The sequence below is a fragment of the Lederbergia citri genome (assembly GCF_018343625.1).
GTDB classification, from domain to species: domain Bacteria; phylum Bacillota; class Bacilli; order Bacillales; family Bacillaceae_C; genus Lederbergia; species Lederbergia citri.
The window spans coordinates 387,016-411,310 of sequence record NZ_JAGYPG010000004.1 but is presented as its reverse complement, the minus strand read 5'-3'; the positions used below and the strand labels follow the sequence as shown (position 1 = coordinate 411,310).

Sequence of the window (24,295 nt, the reverse complement as noted above, 5' to 3'; positions counted from 1 at the left end):
TCGTCCCTCTCCTTTACTCATTAATCTAATATAATTTGTTTATGAGGATCTCTTAAAAATTCAAACAGCATTTTAATCTGTGATTCAGTATTTCTATTTAATGAAAGTGGTGGTAAGTGGTCTTCGTAAAAAAATTGAACATCATTTGTTTCCATTCCACAGTTTGCTTCCCCACCAATAATTTCACATTGGATAAAAATTTTATAATAATGATATGGTTGAGGAGGATGTGGATGGTAATTAGCATCCAACAATGCAAGCAGCCTAACAACACGGACGTCAAAACCAGATTCTTCCTTGATCTCTTTTATGATATTTTCGGAAGGAGAGAGACCGATATCACAAAATCCACCTGGCAATGACCATCTGTCATCAAAATTCTCCCTGACCATAAGAATTCTGTTATCATTGAAAACTGCCCCACGGATGTCAACCTTCGGCGTCTGATATCCTGTTTCATTCGTAAATAAATCCTTAATTTTATCCATCTCTAAATTAGTATGTACTGCCATTATCTCTGCACTTATATTCCTTAATTCTTCAAAACGTTCTATATCATATATATCTTTTGAAAATTCTAAGCCTGCTTGAGACAATGCTTGTATTCTCTGAGCCCAGTCCAGCCATTGATAGTTCATGGACAACATCCTTTACTTGGAAGTTTATTCAATCTTTGCTTCCATCATAACATTTAACCAAAAAACAGGAGGGCGTTTTTTATGCCCTCCTGTTTTTTATCTTACTCAATGTGCTGCTGCGCCTCGTATTTTTTTAAAGAAGTTTGTGTCTTTAAATTTGTTAATCTTTTCTTTTGTAAGGAAGTGGTCAATTCCATAATACTGTGTTCCTTTGATGACGAAGAGTAGAATGACAGCTAATGCTAGTAAAATTGGATTAGTGCTTACAGTTCCAGCAAGCAGGAAGTTCAAGTTCATGAACGCTCCAGCGATTAATGCAGGTAATGTTAGTGCACCGACGATAAGTCCTAAGCCTACTAGAATTTCACCCCATGGGATGATGAAGTTAATGATTTTCACGTTAGGCATTGCTACATTTTGTAAAAAGTCTGCCTACCATCCTTGTACTGCTGGAAATTCTCCACCTGCTTTTGCAATTGCTCCTTGCAGGAATCCTCCTGCATCAAAAGCTCCTAACTTATGCCATCCAGCTTCTAACCATTGCAACCCTAGCCATATTCTTGCTACTGCCCAAATAATTGCGACGAAACGATTTTCATACCATCTTTTCATTTTTCTCACTCCTTGAGTTTTTTGAAAGTGTTTGTGAAATTCTTCACATGTTTTATTAAAAAAATATTAGTTCTTTGATCAGCTGATTTTGTTGTTTCTCTTTGTGAATTATTTCACATTTTCTTTACACTTTTAATATACAATGGTTTCTATATTTTAGCAATCCCTTTTTATGCATTGTCACGAATTTGCCACAATAGAAAAACTTCCTTATTTAGTCAGGTTTGTCCCTACTCTAGCATACAGTTTTAATGTAAGGATATTGCGTCTAAAGGAGCGGAAAAATTGAATATATCTCACAAGTTGATTCGTTATGTAATAGCCTATGTGTTCATCATATCCGGTTTAATGAAACTCGTAAACGAAGATCTCGGCAACGTATTTATTAATCTAGGACTCCCTTTTCCACTATTTTTAATGTACGCCGTTGCCTTCATTGAAATTGTTTGTGGAATCCTCATTTTAGCAAATAAGATGGTTCACCAGGCAGTCATTCCACTGATAGGAATAATGATTGCAGCGATTTTATTAACAAAAGTTCCTTCATTAAATACAGGATTCATGCAATTTGCCTTTAATGCTAGATTGGATATTGTAATGCTGGTGTTGTTGTGGGTTTTGTATAAATGGAAGTAGAGAAGGTATTCTGCCTTCTCTAACTTCGTTTCAATCATAATGCAGTATAACCACCATCAATGGTAAATACTGATCCTGTCGCAAAAGAAGAAGCATCCGATGCCAAATATAGGGCAATCCCTCCCAATTCCTCAGGAAGTCCCGGTCTACCCATTGGAGTACTATTCATCCACATATCCACCATCTCACCACTGTTTTCAAAAAACTTTTTCGTTAGTTCCGTTTTCATATATCCTGGGGCTATCGCGTTAACCCTAACATTGTGTTTTGCCCACTCCATCGCCAGACTTTTCGTCAACATAATGACACCTGCTTTTGAAGCATTATATGATGATTGACATTGCGGGGTATTCACAATGATTCCTGACATTGAGGAAACATTGATGATTGAACCTCCTTTTTGCCTGATCATCACCTTTCCTATAGCTTTTGAAACGATAAAAACACCATTAAGATTAATATCGATTACTTTATACCAATTTTCAATTGACATCTCTTCCGCTTTTTCATTAATGACGATCCCAGCATTATTTATTAAAACATCAATTTTCCCAAAATGTCCGACTACATTATCGACCATATTATTAACGCTATCTTCTTTCGTTACATCGGTTCCGACCACCAAAACTTCTTTACCCGATTCTTTCATTAACTTCTTAGCAGTTTTTGTAGCTTCCTCGTAATCTATATCCGCAATCACAAGATTTGAACCTGCTTGAACTAACGCTTCAGCCATAGCCTTACCCAATCCCCTTGCGGCCCCAGTCACAACTGAAACATGATCATTCAGATTAAATTTATCTAATATGTTCAATTTTTTCACGCTCCATTCTTTCAAAATTTTAGCAAACAACACGTACCCTATATTTAGAGCACGTGTTTTTCGTTTATATTATTTCCAATTCATCCTTACTTGGAAGTTTGGTAAAGTAGCTTGGAGTTCGGTTTGATACCGAAACAAGCCAAGGTCACCGTGTACTCCTTTTTTTGTAAAAAAAAAAGAGGGTGTTCCTTACTAGTAAAGACGCCTCTATTTTTTCCCACTCCAGTTACAACAACCTTGGCAATACTGATTCAATATTCTCGTTTCTTCATATTCAGTACCTATTAAGTCATGGAACATGTGAAGTTAAAGAGCACATTGTTTTTTAAAATTTTTTTTCTTCTACTATTATCAATAGACCTCGGTTATATTAGTTTCAAATGATTACGAACTTTTCGTATACCTATATGCTTTCATTCCCCCAAAGCTTTTTCCCATTTCCTAATGCTTTTCTCCATTCATGTCTCCATTTGTGAACATCTCGCACAGTTATTTCGGGCATATTTATACGAAGAGCTTTACTAGGAATGTTGGGAAATATTTTATGTGGTTCTGTTTGATACCAATAAGAAACTGTACATATATCAAGTGTTAAATTATTATCGTGACCATGCTCGATACTAGCTCGTAAGGATTTATCAAAATAAATTGGATCCTCAAAAAAGAAGCGATAGCAATGCGTTCTTCCCATCCATCCATATTTTTCTGGTATTCTTGCATACCCGAAATAAGGATGCAAATAAAGTTCATTTGGACACCAAGAGCTGTTAAAAAAGTCTTCTGTTCCTGTACCATGGAGTGAGCCTGGCCAAGATTCCCCATCAATCATCCACATGTCATCTCCTTCTCCATACCACATCGGGCCAGGGCTATCTACGTAATAATTGATTCCTACGAATTGGCCTTTACCTTCAATATCTGCAAAGAGATAGTTATGTTGATCAGTTGGATTGTTTGCTTGCTGAGCAATCACTCCCCATTCTGTTTCACCTTCTTCTGGATGAACTTCGGTGATTTCTCGATTCCACCAAGCATGAAATCTACCTGCAGATTTTGGGATTGAAGGATGAACTTCATAATCGATATAATAATAGAAACTATCAATATCGCATTCCGATTCATTTTCAATAGTGATTACAGCTCCATCACCAAATGGCATTGGAAAATAAGAATTTAAGGCCCGTCCTCCCGCTGGCGCTGCTGCAAGTGGAAGCGAGATAAAATTATACTCTTCCCCCCATCCTTGCCCGAAAAAATCACCAATAGGAGCTTCGACGCTAGGATTCTCTTCATGATCCCAATACATTCTAATAATGGCATTTCGCCTAATGAAAGGATCTTGCGTTGAAATCGTAATCCATATATGTTTGATGATTCCAGCTCCATCAATTCTTGCAATTTCAGTTGTTTCACCTGCAGGAATGACAATTTTATCTGCATTTCCACCAGTCTTATCGTAACTAGATATTCTTTTTGTTTTGATGTTGTCTTTTAATTGAAAAATATTACCTAATGGCCCTAACATATTTCTCCTCCTAAATTCATCTTAAATATTAATTTTCTAATATATTTATTAACAAAAGAGGTTAGTAGATTTATAGATGTATCTCTCCTTTTTTCGTAACTTGATTACTTACTTCCTTGTTTTTACATAGTTATTTTAAATTCATCAGAACTCGATCTATCTAATTTTTCATATACTCTTATATGATTTTCAGGTTTATAATCATTATGTTTAAAACATAAAACTTTATGTTGTTGATTAAGGTGGATCATATCAGGTTTTGTTGTATGACAGATTTCTTTTGCGTATATACATCTACCAGCAAATTTACATCCTTCCATCTCATATTCTTTACTCTCCATGACGGGTGGTGCGACATCTTGGTCCCATTTTCTCCCTACGCGTGGAATCGAATCCAATAGTAGTTCCGTGTAAGGATGAGCTGGTTCATTTAATACCTTCTTGGCATAACCAAATTCAATTAAATTACCTCGATACATGGTAGCAATATAGTCACTCACATAGTAGGCTGTTGATAAATCATGAGTGATATAAATAAAATTAACATTGTATTCATCCTTTAGTTTTTTAAACAAATTGACGATATTCATCCGTAAAGACGCGTCTATCATCGCGACGGGTTCATCTGCAACAATTAATTTTGGCTTTGGAATCAACGCTCTGGCAATAGAAATTCGTTGCAATTCTCCTCCTGAGAACTGGTTTGGGTATTTGCCAATGACATGATCAATCTCAATACCTACAGAAGCTAGCACTTCAGAAACAACAGCTTTAGCTTCTTTTCTTGTTTTTGCAATATCTAAATTTATTGCTGTTTCATAAAGATATGAGTCTACTCTTTTTCTTGAACTAAAAGATGTAAATGGATTTTGAAAAATTGGTTGCACCATTTTATAAAATTCTTTTCGATTTTTTCGTTTTGCATAATGAGATAACGGTACACCATCTATTACGATATTACCCGATGTCGGTTCTAGCAGTTGCAGAATCATTTTCGCCATCGTTGTTTTTCCACAACCAGATTCCCCGACAATGCTCATAATCTGTGGTTTATCACCAGCCAGTGAAATGGATACTTGATCCACAGCCGTAAGCTTTTTTCCAAAGATCATTCCACCAATCTTAAATTGACGGGAGAGATCATTGATTTCCAAAATATTCTGAGCCATGAGCAACCTTCCTTTCCTCGCCACTTAATTTAGCAAATGGCAGCTAGCATAATGTTCTTCTGACATATAAACCCTTTCAGGCTCCACAGTACGACAAATATCCATAGCATGTGGACAGCGTGCAGCAAATCTACAGCCAACTGGAGGATTTTTTAAACTAGGTGGTGTACCAGGTATTCCTTCCCTTGAACTGTTATCTCCTATTTTAGGAATGGCATTTATTAACATTTTAGTATATGGATGGCGTGGATTATTGAAAATTTCTTCAGTCGGTGCTACCTCAATCATTTGGCCTGCATACATGATCCCCATTCTGTTTGTAATTTGATAATGAACCCCCATATCATGGGAAACGATGACAATTGAATTTTTCATCTTCTTTTGTACTTGCATTAACATTGTTAATATTCCTCTTTGAACAACAACATCTAACGCAGTGGTTGGTTCATCCGCCAAAACAATATCTGGCTTTAAAAAGGTAGCAAGAGCAATAAGAATTCGTTGCCTCATACCACCACTTAATTGATGAGGAAATGCCTTCAAAACTTCGGGAGGTAATTCCAATTCTTTCAAGTAATTTAGAATTTCTTGCTGGAGGACCTTTTTGTCAGTAATGTCATGGTATTTACTGATTGCATCAAAAAATTGATTCTTTATCCTAGCAACTGGATTCATGACATGCATAGCCCCTTGTGGTACATAGGAAATTACCTTCCACCAGCTTTTATGAATTTCTCCATTGTTATAAATAACTGGGGTACCAGATTTATCAGAGGAATGAATTTCTACATTTCCATTTGAAATTTCCAACGGATATTGGATTAGATCGTACATCACCTTCAATAATGTAGATTTCCCACAACCTGATTCACCTGCTATACCGAATATCTCATTTTTTTTGACTTCAAAATCAACCTTATCTACAGCTTTCACGTATCCTGTTAATATGTTGTACTGTGCACTTACATCATTTAATTTCAGCATATTACTTCCCTCTCCTTAATGCAGAATATTGCTGATACCCTGTCATAACCAGGAATAGTGCGATAAATATCAAAGTGGTTGCAATAACTGGTGAACCAATCCACCACCATCTACCCGCCAGCATTGCTTGATGTTGATTTGCCCAATAAATCATAGTTCCCAAAGTAGCTTTTTCATTACTGGACATTCCAATAACAGCAAGCCCCGCCTCTGAACTAATTGCAACCAATATGGTGTTAATAAAGTTAGCTATCGACCATCCAGCAACAAAAGGAAATATTTCTTTCATTATGATTTTTAAGACACTTTGACCCGAGAAGATTGAAGTACTTATGAAGTCATTTTCCCTTAACGATAACGCCATGGAACGAAGCTGTCTTGCAGGCCAAGGCCAATTAAAGATTATCAATACAATTGCTATATATAATAATGAAGCTTTTCCCTTCATCATACTTCCAAGTAAAATTAAGATTGGTAGTGCAGGGATTACGATAAAAGAGTCCGTAAGTAGTGTAATAAGTCTGTCAATAAATCCACCTTTAAAACCAGCCCAAAGCCCTAATATCGCGCCAATTAAAGTGGCAAAAAACGCGACAAAAATACCTATGAAGAAAGAATTTTGAATCGCTTTTGCTAACAGCCAAAACGTGTCTTGTCCTAAGTTTGTAGTGCCAAACCAATGTTCCCAGCTAGGCTGTAAATTATTGGGATACGTTCCCCATTCAGTAGGGTTTCCATTATAGAAAAAAGGAACAATAAATCCCAATATTAAGAATACTATAAGGATAAGGAGCCCAAATTTTAATCGTACATTCCAGTTTTTCATATTATCATCTCCAAGGTTGCTTATCGATATCGAATCCTAGGATCTAAAAACGGATACAATAAATCGACGATAAACGTTGCAATTGCAACAGCAAGAATTGAAACGGTTATGGTTCCCATTATTAAATTGTAATCTGCCTGTAAAATGCCACTGTAAATTAATGTGCCTAGACCAGGATATCCAAATAATATTTCTGTAATTAATGCTCCATTAAAGATAGTTCCAATTTGTAGTGCCAGCATTGTTACTTGTGGTAATGCAGCGTTAGGCAATACGTATCGAGTCATGATTTTTCGTTCCTTAAGCCCTTTTAATCGAGCGAAGTGGACATAGTCCTCTTCTGCAATACCTGAAGATAAGGTTTTCATACTTATCACCCACCAGCCAGTTCCTACGAGCATAATGGATAAGGCTGGCAAAATGGAATTATAGGTTACACTTTTAATAAATTCCCAAGTAAACACTTCACCTTGCATTGTTGCTGAAAGTGGAAAAATCGGAAAAATATAGGATAGCAACATGATGAGTATTAACGCCACAATATAATAAGGGATGGGGTACAAAACGATTGAGATTGATTCAAGTATTTTGGAATAAGATTTTTCTTTACGAAAACCAGCTAATAGACCGACAGCATTGCCAATTACCCATGAAATTAAAGTTGAAATTAATAACAGTCCCATTGTCCATGGTATTGCTCGCGCAATCAGTTCATTTACTGGTGTAGGATAATTTGCCAATGAAGGTCCGAAATCTTGAGTTAGTACAACACGTTTAATAAATCCTCCATACTGTGACACAAGCGAACCTTCAAGTCCGAATGATTCATTTAATGTAGCACGCATAGATTCAACCGCTTCCGGCTCCATAAACGAAGATTGAGACATCATTCTCCCTATCATTGCTTCCACCGGGTCAGAAGGTAAAAACCTTGGTATAAAAAAGACCGTAGTAACACCAATAAAAATAACTAATAAAAACGTTAATATTCTAGAAAACAAAAATTTATAGAAGCTCATGTGTATTCAACTCCTCTGCTACTTGTTTTATCAAGTAACTTCTAAAGTAAGGTAAGATTGAGAAACCAGGCTATTAAGTCCTTCCTGGTTTCTCAACCTCATGGTTTTTACATCTATTATCTGCCTGAAGGCTTAAAATGTGGAGTGTAGAACTTAAATTGAGACCACCACCACCATGGGCCCTCGTAAGCATTATCAGATGTCTGTATCCCATCCCAATAGTACGTATCAACAGGAACAAACTTAGATGTTCCGACCATAGGAAGGAAAGGTATTTCTTTCACAAATTCTTTATTAATTTCTGTTATATTCTCTATGACTTTTGGATCATCGCTTTGCAATGCATTTAGTTCATCAATTAAATTACTTACACGGTCGTTTTCCCAACGTGCTCTATTACCAGGAGCTTGCTTACCGTTTGGTACGACATATTTTTTATGCCAACCTTCCATTTGAGCTGTCGTATCCGGTAGTAATCCACAGGCTGGCCAATATGACCCTACTTCGAATCCCCCCGTTGATTCACTATCCCAGAATGTTGCAGCATCCATTTGTTGAACATTCACTTCGACACCATTTTTCCTCCAACTATCCGCTACGGCAAATGCTAGTCTCATAGACTGAATTTCGAAGTCTGCAGGTGCATTAATTGTTATTTCCCATGGTTTACCATTCGGTAACATCCACTTACCGCCTTTTTGAGAAAAGCCCGCATTTTTCAACATTTTCGCTGCCTGTTCAGGGTCATATTTCCACCAACCGACACCAAATATATCCACCATTTCTTCAGTATCAGCGGGTAGACCATCAATTCCTTGTTGTTTTAATACTTCAACAATTTGTTCAGCGTATTTTTCTTCAAACGGCTTGTATCCATCACTTAATTCAAAGTCTTTCAACCAACCTATCATTGGTTTATGATAATTTTCTTGCAGAACCGCAACCGGTGGCAACTGGATTGGCGAAACTCTTAGCATACCTCCAAATGTCGCCATCGAAACATTCTTAATATCTGTCATTAATGCTAATGCCCAACGTACATCCGGGTCGTTATATGGCTCTTTAGATACATTGAATGACATACCACGCTCACATGGATCATCCATAGTTGCATAAGGGAAGGATTCATACCAAGCCCTTGCATATTCGTTTTTGCTCTTTATGATATCCCAACTTTCTGGGGTAATATCCTGAAGAATATCTAAATCATGCTGGATTGCAGCCATAATTCTTTTCTCTTCTGGTCCATATGATTTAAATAAGATGTATTTAGGTCCGGGTTCACCTACTAATTTTCCTACATCACTTTTTTCCCAATCCTCACGTTTTTCCCATAAAAACCAATTTCCTTGTTTGTCACGATCTTTCAATTTATACGGTCCAATTCCTATAGGATCAGAGTACTTAAATTGTGTCGGATCTTCATTTTCCCAAATATGCTTAGGCACAACTCTGAAACTATTTCCCCAGATGACAACACCTAGTTTTTGAGATAATCTTGTTTCTGGATTATTTGTTTCCACTTCAATTGTATAGTCGTCTACAGCCTTCATCCTTTTCACTAGATTCGTAAAATAACCACTATAGCCTAGTTCTTTGTTTTCATATAACATATTCGCGGTATATTCGACATCATGTGCAGTAAACGGAGTACCATCTGACCATGCTAAACCTTCTTGGACTTTGAAGCTAAACTTCGTGAAGGTGTCATCCAATGGTTCTGGAAAGGTTGCTGCCAAATCCGGAATTTGTTCGCCTTTAACCGTATCAATTTCCCATAGATGTGCGTGCAATAATTGATGTAGTCCAGCATCCTGTGGCGCACTTCCTGCCATATAGGGATTCATACGAAACGGGTCAGCAGTTCTTCCGCTTAGAATATCTACGATTAAAGTCTCACTTCTCGGTGTCCCTACATCGGTCATTTTACCAGTACTTCCTCCACTATTCTCCCCCTTATCTGTTCCGGAGGTTTTTGGTGAGGTTTTATTATTGCCCAAACAACCAGACAATACTAATACTATTACCAACAATAGCACTGTAATCGTTTTCACATTTTTCATTGTTCTCCCCCTCTACTAGAAATTACTTGTATTTTATCAACTATTGTTTTTGATAACTTTTAAATATCTTAGATTTGTAGGAAATTTATTAGTAATTTATTAAATTGTTTTTTGAAATTCTTTAGGACTTATTTGCTCTATATGTTTAAAAACAGTACTAAAGTATGCAGCATCTTGAAAACCTACCATTTCCGAAATTTGATATACTTTTAGGTCTTTATGCCGTAACAATTCTTTTGCTGCACGAATTCGAACTTGATTTAAAAATTCACTAAATGATTTAGAAGTATATTTTTTGAATTGAGAACTTAAATACCAAGGGTTTAGATATACCGTTTCAGCCACTTTTTGCAATGTTATATCCTCCATATAATGAAGCTCTATATATTTGATCGAAGCACGGATATAGTGAGGGCTATCTTCTTTGTTTTGAAATTGTATATACAGTGACATTGCATATCGTTTTAATAGATTCAACAAGTGTCGTAACGTTTTGATCTTTTTAAATTCCTCTATGACGTCAGGCAGTTCTGCTTCTAATTTGTGCTGTTTTATCTCTTTTTCTATATAAGCGATTTCCCAAATAATTTCCCTTTTTAATCGAATAGGGTCAAGGTAAAAATCAAGATGATATAATTGGTTTAAATTTCTTTCCAAGTAATCCAACAATTTGCTATCGTCATAGCCTAATAGCATTCTAGTAACTTCATTTCCTGTGAAATAGGAGGTAATTGATATAGACTTTTGCTTCTCTATCATTTTTGTATAAGACTTATCATCCATCACACAAGTAAGTTCATTAAATTCCATAAATTCTATTATTCGTTTGCAATTCTTATAAGCATCCATCAAACACTTTGGATAATAATTAAAGCTATGAAAAACCATTCGGATGGAAGAAACTCCATTAGAACAAAACCTTTGTTGATATTTATAGAGCTTTTTTTTCATCACTTCCACACTTACAGGATTGTGTAAAATCATTACGAAAAGATTTTCAAACACTACAGCATCCATTCTTTGCGTGTCATGCACATATTCTAGTTCTTGATAAAATTTTTCAAATATTTTATCAACATACTTATTTGCTGAAATAACTGCCATATGAATCGAAGTTTCGGTGGTCCATTTACTAGATAATTCTTGTTGTCCATTAAGAAGTCTTTCTAATATTTTCCCATGTTTGGATTTTTTATTTTCACTTTGCAACTCAAAGTGTTCTTTCTCTATATTTTTTAGAACTTCAATAATTGCCTGGTATCTACAAGGCTTTAATAGATAATCAAAAGCTCCGTTTTTCAGAGCATTTCGAACATATTCATAATCATCATAACCACTTAAAACAATCACTGAAATATGGGGGTAATCGTTTTTAATTTTTTTTGTTAATTCGATTCCATTCATTTCGTGCATCATTACATCAGTAATAACCACATCCAATTCAGTTAATGCTAATACCTGTAGTGCTTCTCCCGCACTCTGAACCATGCTCATGATTTCATATTCCGAGCAATGTTTTTTTAAAATATAAGCAAGACCGTTCAATACAGATTTTTCATCATCAACCAACATAATTTTAAGCAATATCTTCACCTCTTTTTATTAAATTGTTAGTTTCAGAGTAATTTGTCTCGGTCCAATATTCTTCTTTGAAATCTGCCCTCTTTTTTAGCGTTACAGTAATTTTTGTACCTTGATTTATCGAGCTATCAATTGATACACCATAATTTTCACCGAAAAAGTATTTAATTCTTTGTTGTACCAGCCAAATTCCTATACCTCCAACCCCTTCTTCCTTTTGACTCATTTTCTTATATAGCAATTCAAGCTGATCTTTTGACATGCCACACCCATTATCTACAACATTAAAAATGATGTCATTTTCCTCCCCATATCCAATAATTTGAATTTTTCCTCCATCCTTCATTTCACGAAAAGCATATTTAATGGAATTTTCCACCAAAGGTTGAATTAATAACTTTGGTATTTTCTTCTCTGAAATACTTGGATCAATATGAAATGAATACTGAAGTTTTTCTTCATATCTCAAACTTTGGATATGTAAATAATTTTCAAGTTGATACATGTCTTCTCCCACTGTAACAAAATCATCTTGATGCGTTATGGAATATCTTAAGATATCAGATAACACTCGGATGACATCGCCGGTCTGTTCATCATCTTTCATAATCAACATCCAATAAATCATATCTAGAGTGTTATAAAGGAAGTGTGGATTTAACTTAGATTGAAGATTTGCCATTTCAGCTTTTCTGTTGAGCAGCTGTTTTTTGTAAACAGTCTGTATCAATGTGTTCACTTTTTCCACCATATAGTTAAAATGATGAATGATAGTGCTGTACTCATCATTTTGAGTATCCTCTATTACAACATCTAGATTACCTTGTTGTACCTTTTCTATGCCTCCTAAAATTTTCTTTAAAGGCCTTAAAATAAGTCGGGCTGTAATCATTGCGAAGATGAATATCGCCGTTAAAATTGCTAAAACCATAATTAGCAATATATGATTTATTTCCTGTACCTGGGTAACAATTTCTGTATCTGGAACAACTCCAATTAATTCCCATCCATGGTAATCTAATAAATAGCTAACCTTTGTACCTGAAATCTGACTTAATATTGTTTTTGATTTATTTATCAAATCTCGGTTCTTTGCAAAAATGACTTTATGATCTTTGACGAGGTATATATTTCCTTCATATCCAAGTTGTACTTCATCCATTTGTTTTAAAATTTTTTCACTAACATCAACTCTTAACAGGCCAAGTAGTTCACCGTTATCATGAATAAACATCATCACAGTGTTTTTTAGTGGACTAGTTTCTGTCGACCAAATAACATCATTTGCTTTATGTTCATCAAAACTCTCCAATATTTTTCTAGTTTGCTGATCTATCTCAAATATAGGTGAAGAATAATATAAGTTCATTGGTTTATAATTGACTGGAATGATATAGATATTGTCAATCATGTCAAGATTAGATAGTTTAAAAATTTCCTTTGTTATTTTGAATTTAGCGATGTTGAAGTTTACCCTATCGTTTTCTATGTCTTTTAAATAATTTTTTATTACTTGGTTATTTTTAATTTTGTTTACATCCTCGTCAATTTTCTGATATTGCATCTCGACTCTTTTCCCTATTTGCCGGACTGTTTCCCTAAAATATGAATCTGATTTTTCTTGAATGATTGAACTAATCCATTGCTGAAAAACAACCAAATGAAAAAAAACTACAATTGACGAAATTACTACAAACCAGAGCAGAATTTTCTTTTTAAGTGAATTTATTTTTAAACCCCTTATTATTATCATCTCATTAATCCTTTCGTTTTAATGCTCGCTTATATATGTAGTTTTCTTGTAAAGTTTCAATTCCACTTGGTAATATATCCCATTATTTTCAATTGATTTTCTTTTCGTAAGCAAGGTCTACCGAATATTAAAATTAGTTGAGCTAATAGGGTTTTATCCTTTTTGTCGAAGTTAGGTGCTAGGAGCATTTATTAAAAATCTATTAAAAAAGCTTGTTCACGAAGGGGGTTATCATATATGGACATAATGTAAATCAATTGATTATGCCGTTTGGTGGACAATTACAGTTTTAGTCGAATTTTTCCTTGGATAAATCACTATAATTTCATATCTCCGTTTTTTTCGGTGGCTATCTTACTTTCATTTATAGCTCCTTATATCCTTTTTAGATGACATACACGTAAAAGGTGTCAATAAATAGATTTGCAGAGAAACAAATGAAGACCATAACAAAAGAATAGGAAAAGGATATCTTAAATTGCTTGTCATACAAGAACTTTATCTTAAACATCTATCGTTGTATCAATAAAACAAATAAATCTCATCGGACTGTCAGAGTCTAGCATATACTTGAGAGAAAAAACTTCTCTCTCAAAATGTGAATATCATTAAATATGAAAAGAAGTCCTAATACTGGTAATGTTATAGGTGACAAAACTAAATACATACCAAGAAGGACTTCTTTTACTGATTTTTGCATTAACCTTGTGGGTTACCAACTTTATTCGCTAATCTTTAGGTTAAGTACACTATAATAAGAGTAGGTGTTCCTCTTTAAATGATTTCCAATTCATCCTTACCCGGAAGTTTCGGCAAAGCTGCATGCGGTTCTGTCTGATACCAATAAGCAACAGATGCAATATCATCTTGCAACGGAAGATATCTGCCTTCGGAACGCCATCCAAGTGCTTGAATTGTGACTTTTAAATCTTTTTCAAAGCGGATAGGATCCATAATATGCCAGCGATACATACCAAATCGCTGTTGGCTTCTATATAATCCGTCCGGTTTTATCACTTGAGGAAGTCCAAGAAAGGCCGTTGAATATACTCCATACTCCCCCTTCGGTTGCTCAAAATTCCATGCACCACCAAAATAATCTTCGGTACCAGTGCCGCAAATGGTTGGGAATTCCTCATCTCCATCCATATAAAACTTAATTTCACCTTCTCCCCACCAACCATTATTATTGACTCCCCAAGCTATGTAGGTACCAACGTAATGGCCATGTCCTTCGATTCCATCTACTATCGTATGAACGTCTTTATACTTGAGGGGATTGCTGCGATTCCAAAAAGCATGGAAGTAGCCTACATCTTCCGGTATCTCAGTAAGACTGTAATCAATTTGAAAGTATAGCGGAAATTCATCATTACTGATATTTTCAATCGTAATTTTGGCTGACTTTCTAAAAGGCATTTCCCAATACGAATTCATTCCTCCAGCTGGATTGACTGCAACAGGAAGAGAATTTACATTACATCTCTCATTCCATCCATTACAGTAGAAATCACCATAAGGGACTTCTACAGAAGGAGATTCCTCGCCATCCCAGTACATACGGATGATTGCACTACGCCAGTGAGCCGGAAAACAAGTCATCCAAATATGTTGAATGACACCAGGTCCTTCAATTTCAGCTAAAGTAAAAGTACTTTGCGGCTGGAGCATAATAGATGGAGACACTTTCCACCCTTGACCCAAATCACGGGAAGGACCCTTACCAGTTCCCTCTGTCGCCATTCCTCCTTTTCCTTTTTCACCTGTAAAGTTCTCTGCACTGATCGATCTTGTTTTAGCCTTTGAGATTCTTGATAGATTGCCTAATCCCATTCCTAATCCATTAAACATGTATGTTCTCCTCCATTTCACATTTTTTTATCATTTCAATCAGAGAGGATGACGCAGAACCATTTCCCCAATCAAAAATAGTAAACTCACCAGCAATATCGATATTTTCACCGTGATGGGCATTTTCCATTTCAAAACCGAAGTCCAATTCACTAAAATGTGGGAATGTCTTATCATAAAGCTCCTTAACCTTTGGATTCTCTGGACAATACATCATATAAAAAGATGCCTTCATCGCCCATAAACTGCGAAGTTTATATTCTTTTTTTTCAGTAATCTTAAAATAATCCAAATACGTAAGAGCAAATAAACTTTGCCTTGCATCATTCCACTCATCGTCTGATGTCATAACACTAAAACCACCTAAAACTGGTAGATTTACATACTCCGGCTCCCAAATAGCTTGATAGAGCGAAAGTTCCGCTAAAACCTGCTCACCACTTTTTAAATAATGATCTTTGTGAGTAGTCAAATATAGCGCTTTCAATGCTTCAGTAGTCCAATAAATAGAAAAATTACATTGATTATACAATCCGCTTCTCGGATCCTTTATACCGTATTGCTTACCTACCCACATCCTCGAGCACGACCAATATGTTTCAAAGTCTTCCCAACGACCATTTGGAACTATTTCTTTTAAAACAAATTCCATCCCTTTTATGCCTGCGCTTAAATACTTAGCTTCCTTCGTGATATCATATAAGCTCGTTAAAAACCAAACATGTAAAGACGTCTCCGGACTTTCTTGCAAAAAGGCTGAAATTTCTCCTGTCTCCACATGAACCCAGCCTGGAAAACTACCATTATCATCCTGAAGCTCAATTAATCGTTCTGCAAAGTTTATTGAATAAGCCAATAGTTCAGGATCCTGTTCGATATCCTTATACCATTTCAGCATCCACAGACAAGTCCAAGACATATCCAATAGATGACCAAATCCTTCATGATTTTCCGGTCTCCGATCTGAGTGTCCCCAATGACCACTTTCCCAATTTTGATTTGGATCAGCCCAATAAACAGAAGGGAATAATCCATTTTTTTGCGGTGCTGATAATGCAAAGTTTTTAGCGTGTTCGGACCTTCGAATCATTTCTTTATTGTTCCAGCGTTCTCCCCATAGTCGGTATCCATAGGCACTGCGCAAGCTTGAAAACCACGCTTGATTCCATATGCTTTTCTTTTCACGCCATATGTCCTCCTGCCCTAATCCAGGGGTCTGAGCAGCTCGGACAATAAAAACACAACCACCAACATCTTTTTTCCCTAATTGAAATTCTTGCCATACGATAGGCTCCCAACGATTAAACGCCCAATCATAAGTATGTTTTGCATAAACTTCTAAGTTTTTTAACGATTCTCCTCTCTGCTCGCGTTCATTTTCCACCATCCGCTTTTTTCCAAAACGCTCCCATAAAAATTCGGTAACAGAGGAAAAATTTCTAGTCTCTCTCACACTTTGCCATTGAACTAAATAAAAACGGAATAATACTTGCCCATTTTCTAAAGGTATCGGTCGATCGGTTATTTTATGGTAGACATGTTTCGTTTTTTCATAGTTGCCTAATCCATAAAACAGTTTCCTTTCGGGTTCAACGTAATCCATAATGTGTGGAGCAATTCTCGATCCATCTATGAAATCTAGATCCGGAACTAAAGCAAACAGATTATCCTCTTTTTCAAAAATAACCGCAGGCGATTGGAAAAACAAATCCCCTATTACCATTTCTTCTTCCGGACATAAATGTGGTTTCCAAACACATTTCGTTGTTGGGTCTATTAATTTCATATTTATAGAAATACAATTTCGGGAAGATGATACATCTTTCCATTTAACTTCTACAACAGCTACATCGTCCTTTTCTTCCGTAATCGTCATATCCAAGCTACCGTTTGTCTGATCTAACTGTATCCATTTATCGAGCCATACAGGAAATTTATTATTCAACATTTCACCCCTTATGCTCTTTTATTAAACTAAGATTTTACAAATAACACATACAATCCATTAATAATCCGTTCTCCTGATGTATGTCTGAAAATGATGAGATCTATCCCGCTTTCTCGAAGTTAGTTCTCGTATTTTTCCTATTTATATTGATATAAGATCTCAAAAAATCGAATGTAATACTTTTATACCTGCTTCTTTCATCAAATAACATTTATAGGAGGTGTCTTCAGTTAATTAATAGTCAAAACACTTTTTCAAATCCTCTTCGTTGAATGGTAAAATATCTGGTAATGGTAAACGAGCCTTTACAGGTAAAATCGGCGATACTTCTTTATGTGGTTCTGTTTGGTACCAATAGGTAGTGCTTGAGTAATCATCACTTCGATTGTTATTATGGCCGTGTTCAATCGTTACTTTAATAGACTTATCAAATGTGATCGGATCTTGAATATGGTAACGGTATGCTGATATTTTCCCCGACCAGTTCGGACCGCCTCCTAGAATAATTCCATGATAAGGCGTATTTTGTTCTTGTTGTGGGCACCATGCCGTATTAAAATAGTCTTCCATTCCTGTCCCATGTAAAGACGGTGGCCAAGCTTCTCCATCTATAAAAATCATATCGTCCCCTTCGCCATACCAATTCCATTCCCTAGTAACTCTTAGATTATGAATATTTAAATTGCAGCCAACATAATGGCCCTTACCTTCTGCTTCAAGCATGACATAATTACCTTCACCTGTCGTATTCTTACCTCCAAAACAATAGAGCGCGTTGGAAACGCTTTCATCTATCCCTTTTGTTAATTCGCGATTCCAAATCGCATGAAATCGAAGCGGACTATCAATTTCTTGTTGGTAAAGTTCATAATCTACATAAAAATAAAACTTGATAGGTCTCTCAGTATTACTTTCAATTTCAATTCTGGCATTCTTTCCAAAAGGCATTGGGAAAAAGCAATTTAATGCCCTACCATCTTCAGGACTCATTTGCAATGGTGCAGATGAGTAGTTTTTAGTTATACCATGACCCATTCCAAAGAAATCACCAATTGGAGCTTGAACACTAGGATTCTCTTCCCCATCCCAATACATCCTAATCACAACTTTTCGATGAAGGAATTCCTCCAAACTATCATCCAACGGCGCCATTGTCATCCAAATATGCGTTATGCATCCAGAACCTGAGATTTCACAAATATCAATTTTATCACCTGGAAAGATTTTCAAAAAATCTCTGTTTCCACCTGTTGTATCATAGCTAGATACTCTTTTTCTTTTACAGTCCCTCTCGCGGTATAGATCTCTCAATGAAGTGCCCAAAAAAGCCATAATCGATTCTCCTTATCTATAAAAATTGCTATGAATGATTAGATAGATGTTTGCCTAGACTTCCTCCAGGGTGGTATAAATGGAAATCTTCCTTTGTAAATTGTCTTAATTTAGAAAGGGCTACGGCCAATGCGTCTCCAATCACAAGCGTTAATGTAGAGCTTGTAGTAGGAGCCAATCCAAGATGATCCGCCTCTGTTTGATAGTAATACGTAAGTGCCACATCACAGGCCTTGGCTAATGTTGAATCTCCCCTTGATGTAATAGCTATTTTTTGTGAACCAATTTTATCGATTGTTGGGAGTAAATTAAGCACTTCTGTAGTTTCGCCACTATTTGAAATCATAATGACAATATCGTTCTTTTCAATCATCCCTAAATCGCCATGAACTCCTTCAGTGCTGTGTATAAAAAAGGCTGGAGTTCCAGTACTTGATAATGAAGCAGCTATTTTTTTCCCAACATGACCAGATTTCCCTACACCAGTTACAATTACTTTCCCTCTTCCCCTAAATATCATATCGATCGCCATTTCATAGCTTGGTCCAATATGGTCTGAAAGTTTTTTTAAAGCGGAGGCTTCTATTTCAATAGCGTTTTTAACTAAATGAAGTACTGACATTTGATCCCTCCCAAAAATAATGGATTATTCACTAATATCAATAATTGGGTTAAATATTTGATTTGTAGGTCCTTTTATATTGTTAATTAAACGATCAATCAATATTTTCCCTACTTTCACACCAATTTCATATGGTAATTGCTTAACATGTAAAATACTTGGAGATTCCAATAATTGTGCTGCTTCTGTTTCACCGTAAGATGCTACAACAATATCCTTAGGTATTGTTAAACCCATTTTTCTCAATTGAATAATGGCACCAAAAGTCATTGTGTTATTAAATGATAAGATTGCTGTAGGTTTACGATCTAATTTATAAAAGTTCGTAATTGCTTTAACACCATCATCTTCTATAAAGTTTCCATTAAAAATAAGCTCACTTTCTATGCCTAAGCAATATTCGTCCATTGCTTTTTGATAACCTATATACCGTTCCATACCTGTACTGACTTTCAAAGACCCGTTAATCACACCAATATTTGTGTGACCTTGTTGAATAAGTTGCTTAGTTAATTGATAAGCACCTTCTAGATTATTTTCAACTACGGAATCTATTTCCCCTGTATCATTTTGTAACTTTCGGTCAATCAGAACGATGGGTACGCCTGAATTATTAATTTGGTTAATTAGCTCATCATTGCCTCCGGACGTTGCTAAAACAATAGCATCTACTCTCTTTTCCATTAATACTCTTAACATTTTCCGCTCTTTTTTTTGATTTTCATCGCCGCTTACAAATAATAAATAATAATTTTCATTTTGAAGAGTATCTTCAATACCTCTGGAAATTCTCATGAAATATGGATTGGAAATATCCGGAATAATTACTCCGATCGTATTCGTTCTATCTATTTTTAAACTTCTTGCTATTGCATTTGGCTGATAATTCAGACTTCTTGCCACCTTACGTACTCTTTCTTTTATTTCATCACTGGCGTATCCAGTATTACTTAAAACCCTTGATACTGTGGCCGTAGAAACCCCAGATTCTTTTGCAATATCTTTTATTGTTACCTTATTCAAAATCATCACTTCCCTTGTGTAATCGATTAACTAATCCTTTTTTACACGTATTAGAAAAGTGGGATTGATTTTGCAACTTATATAAGGGTTTATGAGTAAAGTCGTGTTAAATTTATAATAACTCGATAAAAATCCATTATTTAGAAGGAACATTTAACTTTAAATTGCCTCCTTTTTTAAAAGTGCTTTCACTTTTTATATTCTAATATTTGTTAATAATCTACTTTTCTTTAACAAAACTAATATCCTGAATTAATTGAAAAAATGTCATAACTATTACACATGCTGCAAAAAATTATCAACCTCTTCTAATCTAGGAAGAGAAGGTATAGCCCCATCTTTCGTTACCGTCAATGCACCTACAGCATTGGCAAATTTCACAGCTTCCTTCAATGGTTTTCCACTAACTATTCCAACAGCAAGCGCTCCGTTAAATGAATCTCCTGCCGCTACGGAGTCCACAGGATTAACTGGGAACCCAGGGATATGATAAGTTCCCGATTGATTAACAATTAGTGCCCCTTTTTCTGCTAGAGTAATAATAATATTTTCTACCCCTTTTTCCATTAAAATCCTTCCAGCAGCTTTTGCATTTTCAATACAATTAATTGTAATTCCAGTAAGAATTTCCGCTTCGGTTTCATTCGGCGTTAAATATGTTATTTTACTCAAAAGATCATCACTTAATTTTTGCGCCGGGGCAGGGTTAAATAAAATGGGAACATCATAATTCGTAGCATATGCTATCGCCCGTTCGACCATTTTAATATCCATTTCAAGCTGCAGTACTATTATCTTTGCATCCCTAATTAAATGTTTAGTATTTTCCAAATCATTGATTGTAAAATTCAAATTGGCACCTGGTACGACAATAATTCGGTTATCTCCATTGTCCTCCAAAATCACAGATCCAACACCCGTAAAATTTTCCCTATCCCGCAATATATATTTAGTATTTACATTTTCCTTATTTAAGGCTAACATAGCCTGATCCCCAAACTGATCGATTCCTAGTTTACCTACCATTGTAACTTTTCCACCAAGTCGCGCAGCTGATACGGCCTGATTTGCCCCTTTCCCGCCTGGAAATATTGAAAAATTTGTACCAATTAATGTTTCCCCATTTTCTGGGGCTCGTGGTGTTCGTACAACAAGATCCATCATAAAACTTCCAATTACTAAAATACTCACAATATGCCCACCTCTTAATAATGGTTTTCATAATCAACACTTGGAATGTATGGATTTACCCCAAACCAACTTGTTTTCCTACCTTTACAATTTAATGCTGAATCTAATATCAACATTTTTATTTAATGGTTTTAACTACCTTGACTTTGTAAGTCAATTATTTTCGATTACACCTTTTTTAAGAATAACGTTTGCATAGAGAGCGCTTTCTCCGGATGCAACTATTGCATAAGCTCTTTTTGCATGTTCATAAAACTTGAACCGTTCTAACATTTGTATCCCATGTTTTACATCGCTATTTTTTTCAATTACCTTTTTATATTCATCCCAGATTACTGGTTTCAAATCATCACCTTGAGATACAGCCATTAATGAAATCGGATATTCAACATAGGTATCTAAAGGCATTAATTGAAGGATTGCATCTAATATTTCAGGGATTCCATGTCCGTCACAACGTATTAGATGGCTGGCATGAGATGCTGCAGGAAAATTACCATCTGCAAGTACAATCTCATCTCCATGGCCCATTTCTATTAATGTCTTTAGCAGTTCAGGAGAAATAATTGCAGGTATATTTTTTAACATGAGAATCCAATCCTCCCCTATATTTCCATAAAACTCTATGCCATGCGATATGTTGGAACTGGACGCGATGGTTTAAAGCAATCAAATTCTTTTATGATAACTTCTAAATTAAATTCTTTATGGACTAAATGAATTGTGTCCTCTACTATTTGTTTCAAATGGTCAGTTTCTGCATTAATTCTTGCATTAATCAATAACTCTAGTTTGTTCGAATCCCAATTATTAGAATGAATATCAAAAAAAATTGGAATATCTAAATTTCTTACAGCACTTAATTTTATGGATCGTTTTTCATCTTCCGCCCATAATTTTAGATGAGCTATTTCAGCATCTATTTCTTTAAAGCGTTTAATTAATTCAAGCATGATAGTATTTACCAGACTTTGTGCATCTTTTATATTTCCGTAAAGTTCCATACTGGTATTTAGCCAACCTAATTTGGCTTCTCCTTGTGCATATATGTCATAATCAATTATCAAACTTTTATCCACTGAATTACTTACATGTAAAACTTGATTAAGCCAATTCGAAGCTCCGTCATCCTTTATTGCAGATAATGTTACACATGGAATTCCAGTAAAGTCCTTATTAAGTTGCTTCCTTAAATAGGCTATGTCATCTTCTTCCATAAGATCAACTTTATTTAGGACTAGACATTGGGCCTCCTCCAATTGTTTCCGGAAAACATAGGTTATTTCCTCTGCAAAGTTTGTTGTCTGTTGATACATTTCACCTAAACGCCTTGGATCTACCACAACTGTAAGTGGCGCTAATTGTAAGCGGTTACCATGAAAGGCTTTCAATGGTTTGATAACCGTAGCTACTATATCTGTACAACTACCAACAGCTTCAGCAATGATTACATCCGGTTCATTTTCTGAAATTATTTGATTGATTTCATCAGTTAAATCCTCAAATCTACAACAAAAGCACCCGCCATTGATTTCTAATATAGGAAATTGTTTGTGCTGAACCATCTTTGAGTCCACCAATTGTTGCCCCTGATCGTTCGTTACACAGGCAACATTTAACCCTTTCGAACGCAAATGGTTAGCAGCCGAAAGCATAAGTGTTGTTTTCCCGGCCCCTAGAAATCCACTTAGCAGTAAAAGTTTTATCTTTTTCATTAAAAGACCTCCCAATAGTAGTTGAGTCAAAACTTGATTCAATTCCCAATTGTTATCTATCCTTCAATAGCATTATCCTTTTAGTCCTCCAATAGTAATACCTTCCAATAAATACTTCTGACAGAAAATATATAAAATTAAAGGAGCGATAAGTGACATAGTTACCCCCGCCAAAATTGCAGATAGGTTTCCTGCTCCAAATAATCCTGTTAGTACCGTCATACCAAGAGGTAAAGTCATTTTCTCGTAAGTATTTAAGAAAATTAACGGCCGAAAAAAGTCATTCCAGTTTGCAATAAAAAGCATTACAGAGGTTACAGCAACCGCCGGCATTGACATTGGCAATATTACTTTATAATAAACCCAGAACCGATTAGCTCCATCAATATATGCTGCTTCATCATAGGTTTTTGGTATCGCTAACATCATTTGACGAATTAAAAATATTCCAATCGGGTTGATTAACGCAGGTAATATCAACGCAAAATGAGTATCGACTAATCCCATCTTAGACAAAAACAAAAACTGCGGAATGATTGTAACTTGACCTGGAATCATCAAACCTGACAGAAAGATAATAAAGATGATATCTCTTCCAGGAAATTTAATACGAGAGAATGCAAACGCAGCCATACTTGAGATGAATATATGCCCTATTACAACAATACCTGAAACTTTTATACTATTAATAATAAAATCAAAAAATGGAACTCTATCGAATACATCCAAATAGTTTTTATAAATAAAATCAGTCGGCCAAAAAGTTGGAGGTAATGAAAATGAATCTTTTGGCAAACGTAAAGATGTTGAAATAATCCACATAAACGGCAATATGATATAGATAGCAAAAGCCATTAACAAACTATTGGCAAACAATTTTGAAATACGTTTATTCCTAATTGGATTTGATTTAAATTCTGCATTTACCGTATTTTTCTCTAAAACCGCATTTTCGGAGTTTTCCATAAAGTCACCACCTTGAGA

20 protein-coding genes and 1 pseudogene are annotated in these 24,295 nt (G+C 35.5%); 1 reads left to right on the top strand and 20 read right to left on the bottom strand.

Annotated elements, in window-relative coordinates; translation table 11 throughout:
* Nucleotides 1-20: 20 nt before the first annotated feature.
* Both KHA97_RS21530 and KHA97_RS21525 read right to left on the bottom strand, forming a co-directional pair.
* Nucleotides 21-638, bottom strand: coding sequence for an NUDIX hydrolase (locus tag KHA97_RS21530; RefSeq protein ID WP_213126844.1), 618 nt, complete (start codon nt 636-638; stop codon nt 21-23).
* Between the two features lie 105 nt (nt 639-743).
* Nucleotides 744-1,250, bottom strand: a pseudogene (locus KHA97_RS21525) (TQO small subunit DoxD).
* A gap of 285 nt (nt 1,251-1,535) precedes the next feature.
* On the opposite strand from KHA97_RS21525, the gene KHA97_RS21520 reads away from it, so the two are divergent.
* Nucleotides 1,536-1,886 (top strand): DoxX family protein, encoded by a 351-nt coding sequence (locus KHA97_RS21520; protein WP_233713704.1) that lies wholly within the window; start codon nt 1,536-1,538, stop codon nt 1,884-1,886.
* Nucleotides 1,887-1,920: 34 nt separating this feature from the next.
* Here the strand turns inward: KHA97_RS21520 and KHA97_RS21515 are convergent, their stop codons facing one another.
* The 18 genes from KHA97_RS21515 to KHA97_RS21430 all read right to left on the bottom strand — a co-directional run bounded on the left by KHA97_RS21515 (nt 1,921) and on the right by KHA97_RS21430 (nt 24,277).
* Nucleotides 1,921-2,700 carry an SDR family NAD(P)-dependent oxidoreductase gene (locus tag KHA97_RS21515; protein WP_213126843.1) on the bottom strand — a complete coding sequence of 260 codons (780 nt, stop codon included), beginning with the start codon at nt 2,698-2,700 and terminating at the stop codon, nt 1,921-1,923.
* Between the two features lie 412 nt (nt 2,701-3,112).
* Nucleotides 3,113-4,234 (bottom strand): glycoside hydrolase family 172 protein, encoded by a 1,122-nt coding sequence (locus KHA97_RS21510; RefSeq protein WP_213126842.1) that lies wholly within the window; start codon nt 4,232-4,234, stop codon nt 3,113-3,115.
* A gap of 122 nt (nt 4,235-4,356) precedes the next feature.
* Nucleotides 4,357-5,403, bottom strand: coding sequence for an ABC transporter ATP-binding protein (locus KHA97_RS21505; protein WP_213126841.1), 1,047 nt, complete (start codon nt 5,401-5,403; stop codon nt 4,357-4,359).
* A gap of 24 nt (nt 5,404-5,427) precedes the next feature.
* A complete protein-coding gene (locus KHA97_RS21500) occupies nt 5,428-6,387 on the bottom strand; it encodes an ABC transporter ATP-binding protein (RefSeq protein WP_213126840.1) in 960 nt (319 codons plus the stop codon).
* A 1-nt stretch (nt 6,388) separates the two neighbouring features.
* Nucleotides 6,389-7,213, bottom strand: coding sequence for an ABC transporter permease (locus KHA97_RS21495; RefSeq protein WP_213126839.1), 825 nt, complete (start codon nt 7,211-7,213; stop codon nt 6,389-6,391).
* Nucleotides 7,214-7,233: 20 nt separating this feature from the next.
* Nucleotides 7,234-8,232, bottom strand: a complete 999-nt coding sequence (locus KHA97_RS21490; RefSeq protein ID WP_213126838.1) for an ABC transporter permease — start codon at nt 8,230-8,232, stop codon at nt 7,234-7,236.
* 116 nt (nt 8,233-8,348) lie between these two features.
* Entirely contained in the window at nt 8,349-10,295 is a 1,947-nt protein-coding gene (locus KHA97_RS21485) for an ABC transporter substrate-binding protein (protein ID WP_213126837.1), read from the bottom strand.
* A gap of 99 nt (nt 10,296-10,394) precedes the next feature.
* A complete protein-coding gene (locus KHA97_RS21480) occupies nt 10,395-11,879 on the bottom strand; it encodes a response regulator transcription factor (RefSeq protein WP_213126836.1) in 1,485 nt (494 codons plus the stop codon).
* Nucleotides 11,872-13,629, bottom strand: a complete 1,758-nt coding sequence (locus KHA97_RS21475; protein WP_213126835.1) for a sensor histidine kinase — start codon at nt 13,627-13,629, stop codon at nt 11,872-11,874. Before KHA97_RS21475 ends, KHA97_RS21480 begins: the two co-directional genes overlap by 8 nt.
* 774 nt (nt 13,630-14,403) lie before the next feature.
* On the bottom strand, nt 14,404-15,480 hold the full coding sequence (locus KHA97_RS21470) for a glycoside hydrolase family 172 protein (RefSeq protein WP_213126834.1): 1,077 nt from the start codon (nt 15,478-15,480) through the stop codon (nt 14,404-14,406).
* Nucleotides 15,473-17,425, bottom strand: coding sequence for a hypothetical protein (locus KHA97_RS21465; protein WP_213126833.1), 1,953 nt, complete (start codon nt 17,423-17,425; stop codon nt 15,473-15,475). The genes KHA97_RS21470 and KHA97_RS21465 overlap by 8 nt, the downstream gene beginning before the upstream one ends.
* Nucleotides 17,426-17,662: 237 nt before the next feature.
* On the bottom strand, nt 17,663-18,760 hold the full coding sequence (locus tag KHA97_RS21460) for a glycoside hydrolase family 172 protein (protein WP_213126832.1): 1,098 nt from the start codon (nt 18,758-18,760) through the stop codon (nt 17,663-17,665).
* Between the two features lie 28 nt (nt 18,761-18,788).
* Complete coding sequence (locus tag KHA97_RS21455; RefSeq protein WP_213126831.1) at nt 18,789-19,382, bottom strand: KpsF/GutQ family sugar-phosphate isomerase; 594 nt, start codon at nt 19,380-19,382, stop codon at nt 18,789-18,791.
* 24 nt (nt 19,383-19,406) lie between these two features.
* Nucleotides 19,407-20,405, bottom strand: coding sequence for a LacI family DNA-binding transcriptional regulator (locus KHA97_RS21450; protein WP_213126830.1), 999 nt, complete (start codon nt 20,403-20,405; stop codon nt 19,407-19,409).
* A 276-nt stretch (nt 20,406-20,681) separates the two neighbouring features.
* Nucleotides 20,682-21,596 carry a ribokinase gene (gene rbsK, locus KHA97_RS21445; protein ID WP_213126829.1) on the bottom strand — a complete coding sequence of 305 codons (915 nt, stop codon included), beginning with the start codon at nt 21,594-21,596 and terminating at the stop codon, nt 20,682-20,684.
* Nucleotides 21,597-21,749: 153 nt separating this feature from the next.
* The gene (locus KHA97_RS21440; RefSeq protein ID WP_213126828.1) at nt 21,750-22,184 is read right to left on the bottom strand and encodes an RbsD/FucU family protein; all 435 of its coding nucleotides are present in this window, start codon (nt 22,182-22,184) and stop codon (nt 21,750-21,752) included.
* A 35-nt stretch (nt 22,185-22,219) separates the two neighbouring features.
* Nucleotides 22,220-23,311 (bottom strand): GTP-binding protein, encoded by a 1,092-nt coding sequence (locus KHA97_RS21435; RefSeq protein ID WP_213126827.1) that lies wholly within the window; start codon nt 23,309-23,311, stop codon nt 22,220-22,222.
* 72 nt (nt 23,312-23,383) lie between these two features.
* Complete coding sequence (locus KHA97_RS21430) at nt 23,384-24,277, bottom strand: carbohydrate ABC transporter permease (protein WP_213126826.1); 894 nt, start codon at nt 24,275-24,277, stop codon at nt 23,384-23,386.
* Nucleotides 24,278-24,295: the final 18 nt, after the last annotated feature.

Bases quoted from the DNA above. Each gene is read 5' to 3' on its own strand.
- KHA97_RS21530 (WP_213126844.1), bottom strand. From the start codon at position 638: ATGAACTATCAATGGCTGGACTGGGCTCAGAGAATACAAGCATTGTCT.
- KHA97_RS21510 (WP_213126842.1), bottom strand. From the start codon at position 4,234: ATGTTAGGGCCATTAGGTAATATTTTTCAATTAAAAGACAACATCAAA.
- KHA97_RS21505 (WP_213126841.1), bottom strand. From the start codon at position 5,403: ATGGCTCAGAATATTTTGGAAATCAATGATCTCTCCCGTCAATTTAAG.
- KHA97_RS21500 (WP_213126840.1), bottom strand. From the start codon at position 6,387: ATGCTGAAATTAAATGATGTAAGTGCACAGTACAACATATTAACAGGA.
- KHA97_RS21495 (WP_213126839.1), bottom strand. From the start codon at position 7,213: ATGAAAAACTGGAATGTACGATTAAAATTTGGGCTCCTTATCCTTATA.
- KHA97_RS21490 (WP_213126838.1), bottom strand. From the start codon at position 8,232: ATGAGCTTCTATAAATTTTTGTTTTCTAGAATATTAACGTTTTTATTA.
- KHA97_RS21485 (WP_213126837.1), bottom strand. From the start codon at position 10,295: ATGAAAAATGTGAAAACGATTACAGTGCTATTGTTGGTAATAGTATTA.
- KHA97_RS21475 (WP_213126835.1), bottom strand. From the start codon at position 13,629: ATGATAATAATAAGGGGTTTAAAAATAAATTCACTTAAAAAGAAAATT.
- KHA97_RS21470 (WP_213126834.1), bottom strand. From the start codon at position 15,480: ATGTTTAATGGATTAGGAATGGGATTAGGCAATCTATCAAGAATCTCA.
- KHA97_RS21460 (WP_213126832.1), bottom strand. From the start codon at position 18,760: ATGGCTTTTTTGGGCACTTCATTGAGAGATCTATACCGCGAGAGGGAC.
- KHA97_RS21455 (WP_213126831.1), bottom strand. From the start codon at position 19,382: ATGTCAGTACTTCATTTAGTTAAAAACGCTATTGAAATAGAAGCCTCC.
- KHA97_RS21440 (WP_213126828.1), bottom strand. From the start codon at position 22,184: ATGTTAAAAAATATACCTGCAATTATTTCTCCTGAACTGCTAAAGACA.
- KHA97_RS21435 (WP_213126827.1), bottom strand. From the start codon at position 23,311: ATGAAAAAGATAAAACTTTTACTGCTAAGTGGATTTCTAGGGGCCGGG.
- KHA97_RS21430 (WP_213126826.1), bottom strand. From the start codon at position 24,277: ATGGAAAACTCCGAAAATGCGGTTTTAGAGAAAAATACGGTAAATGCA.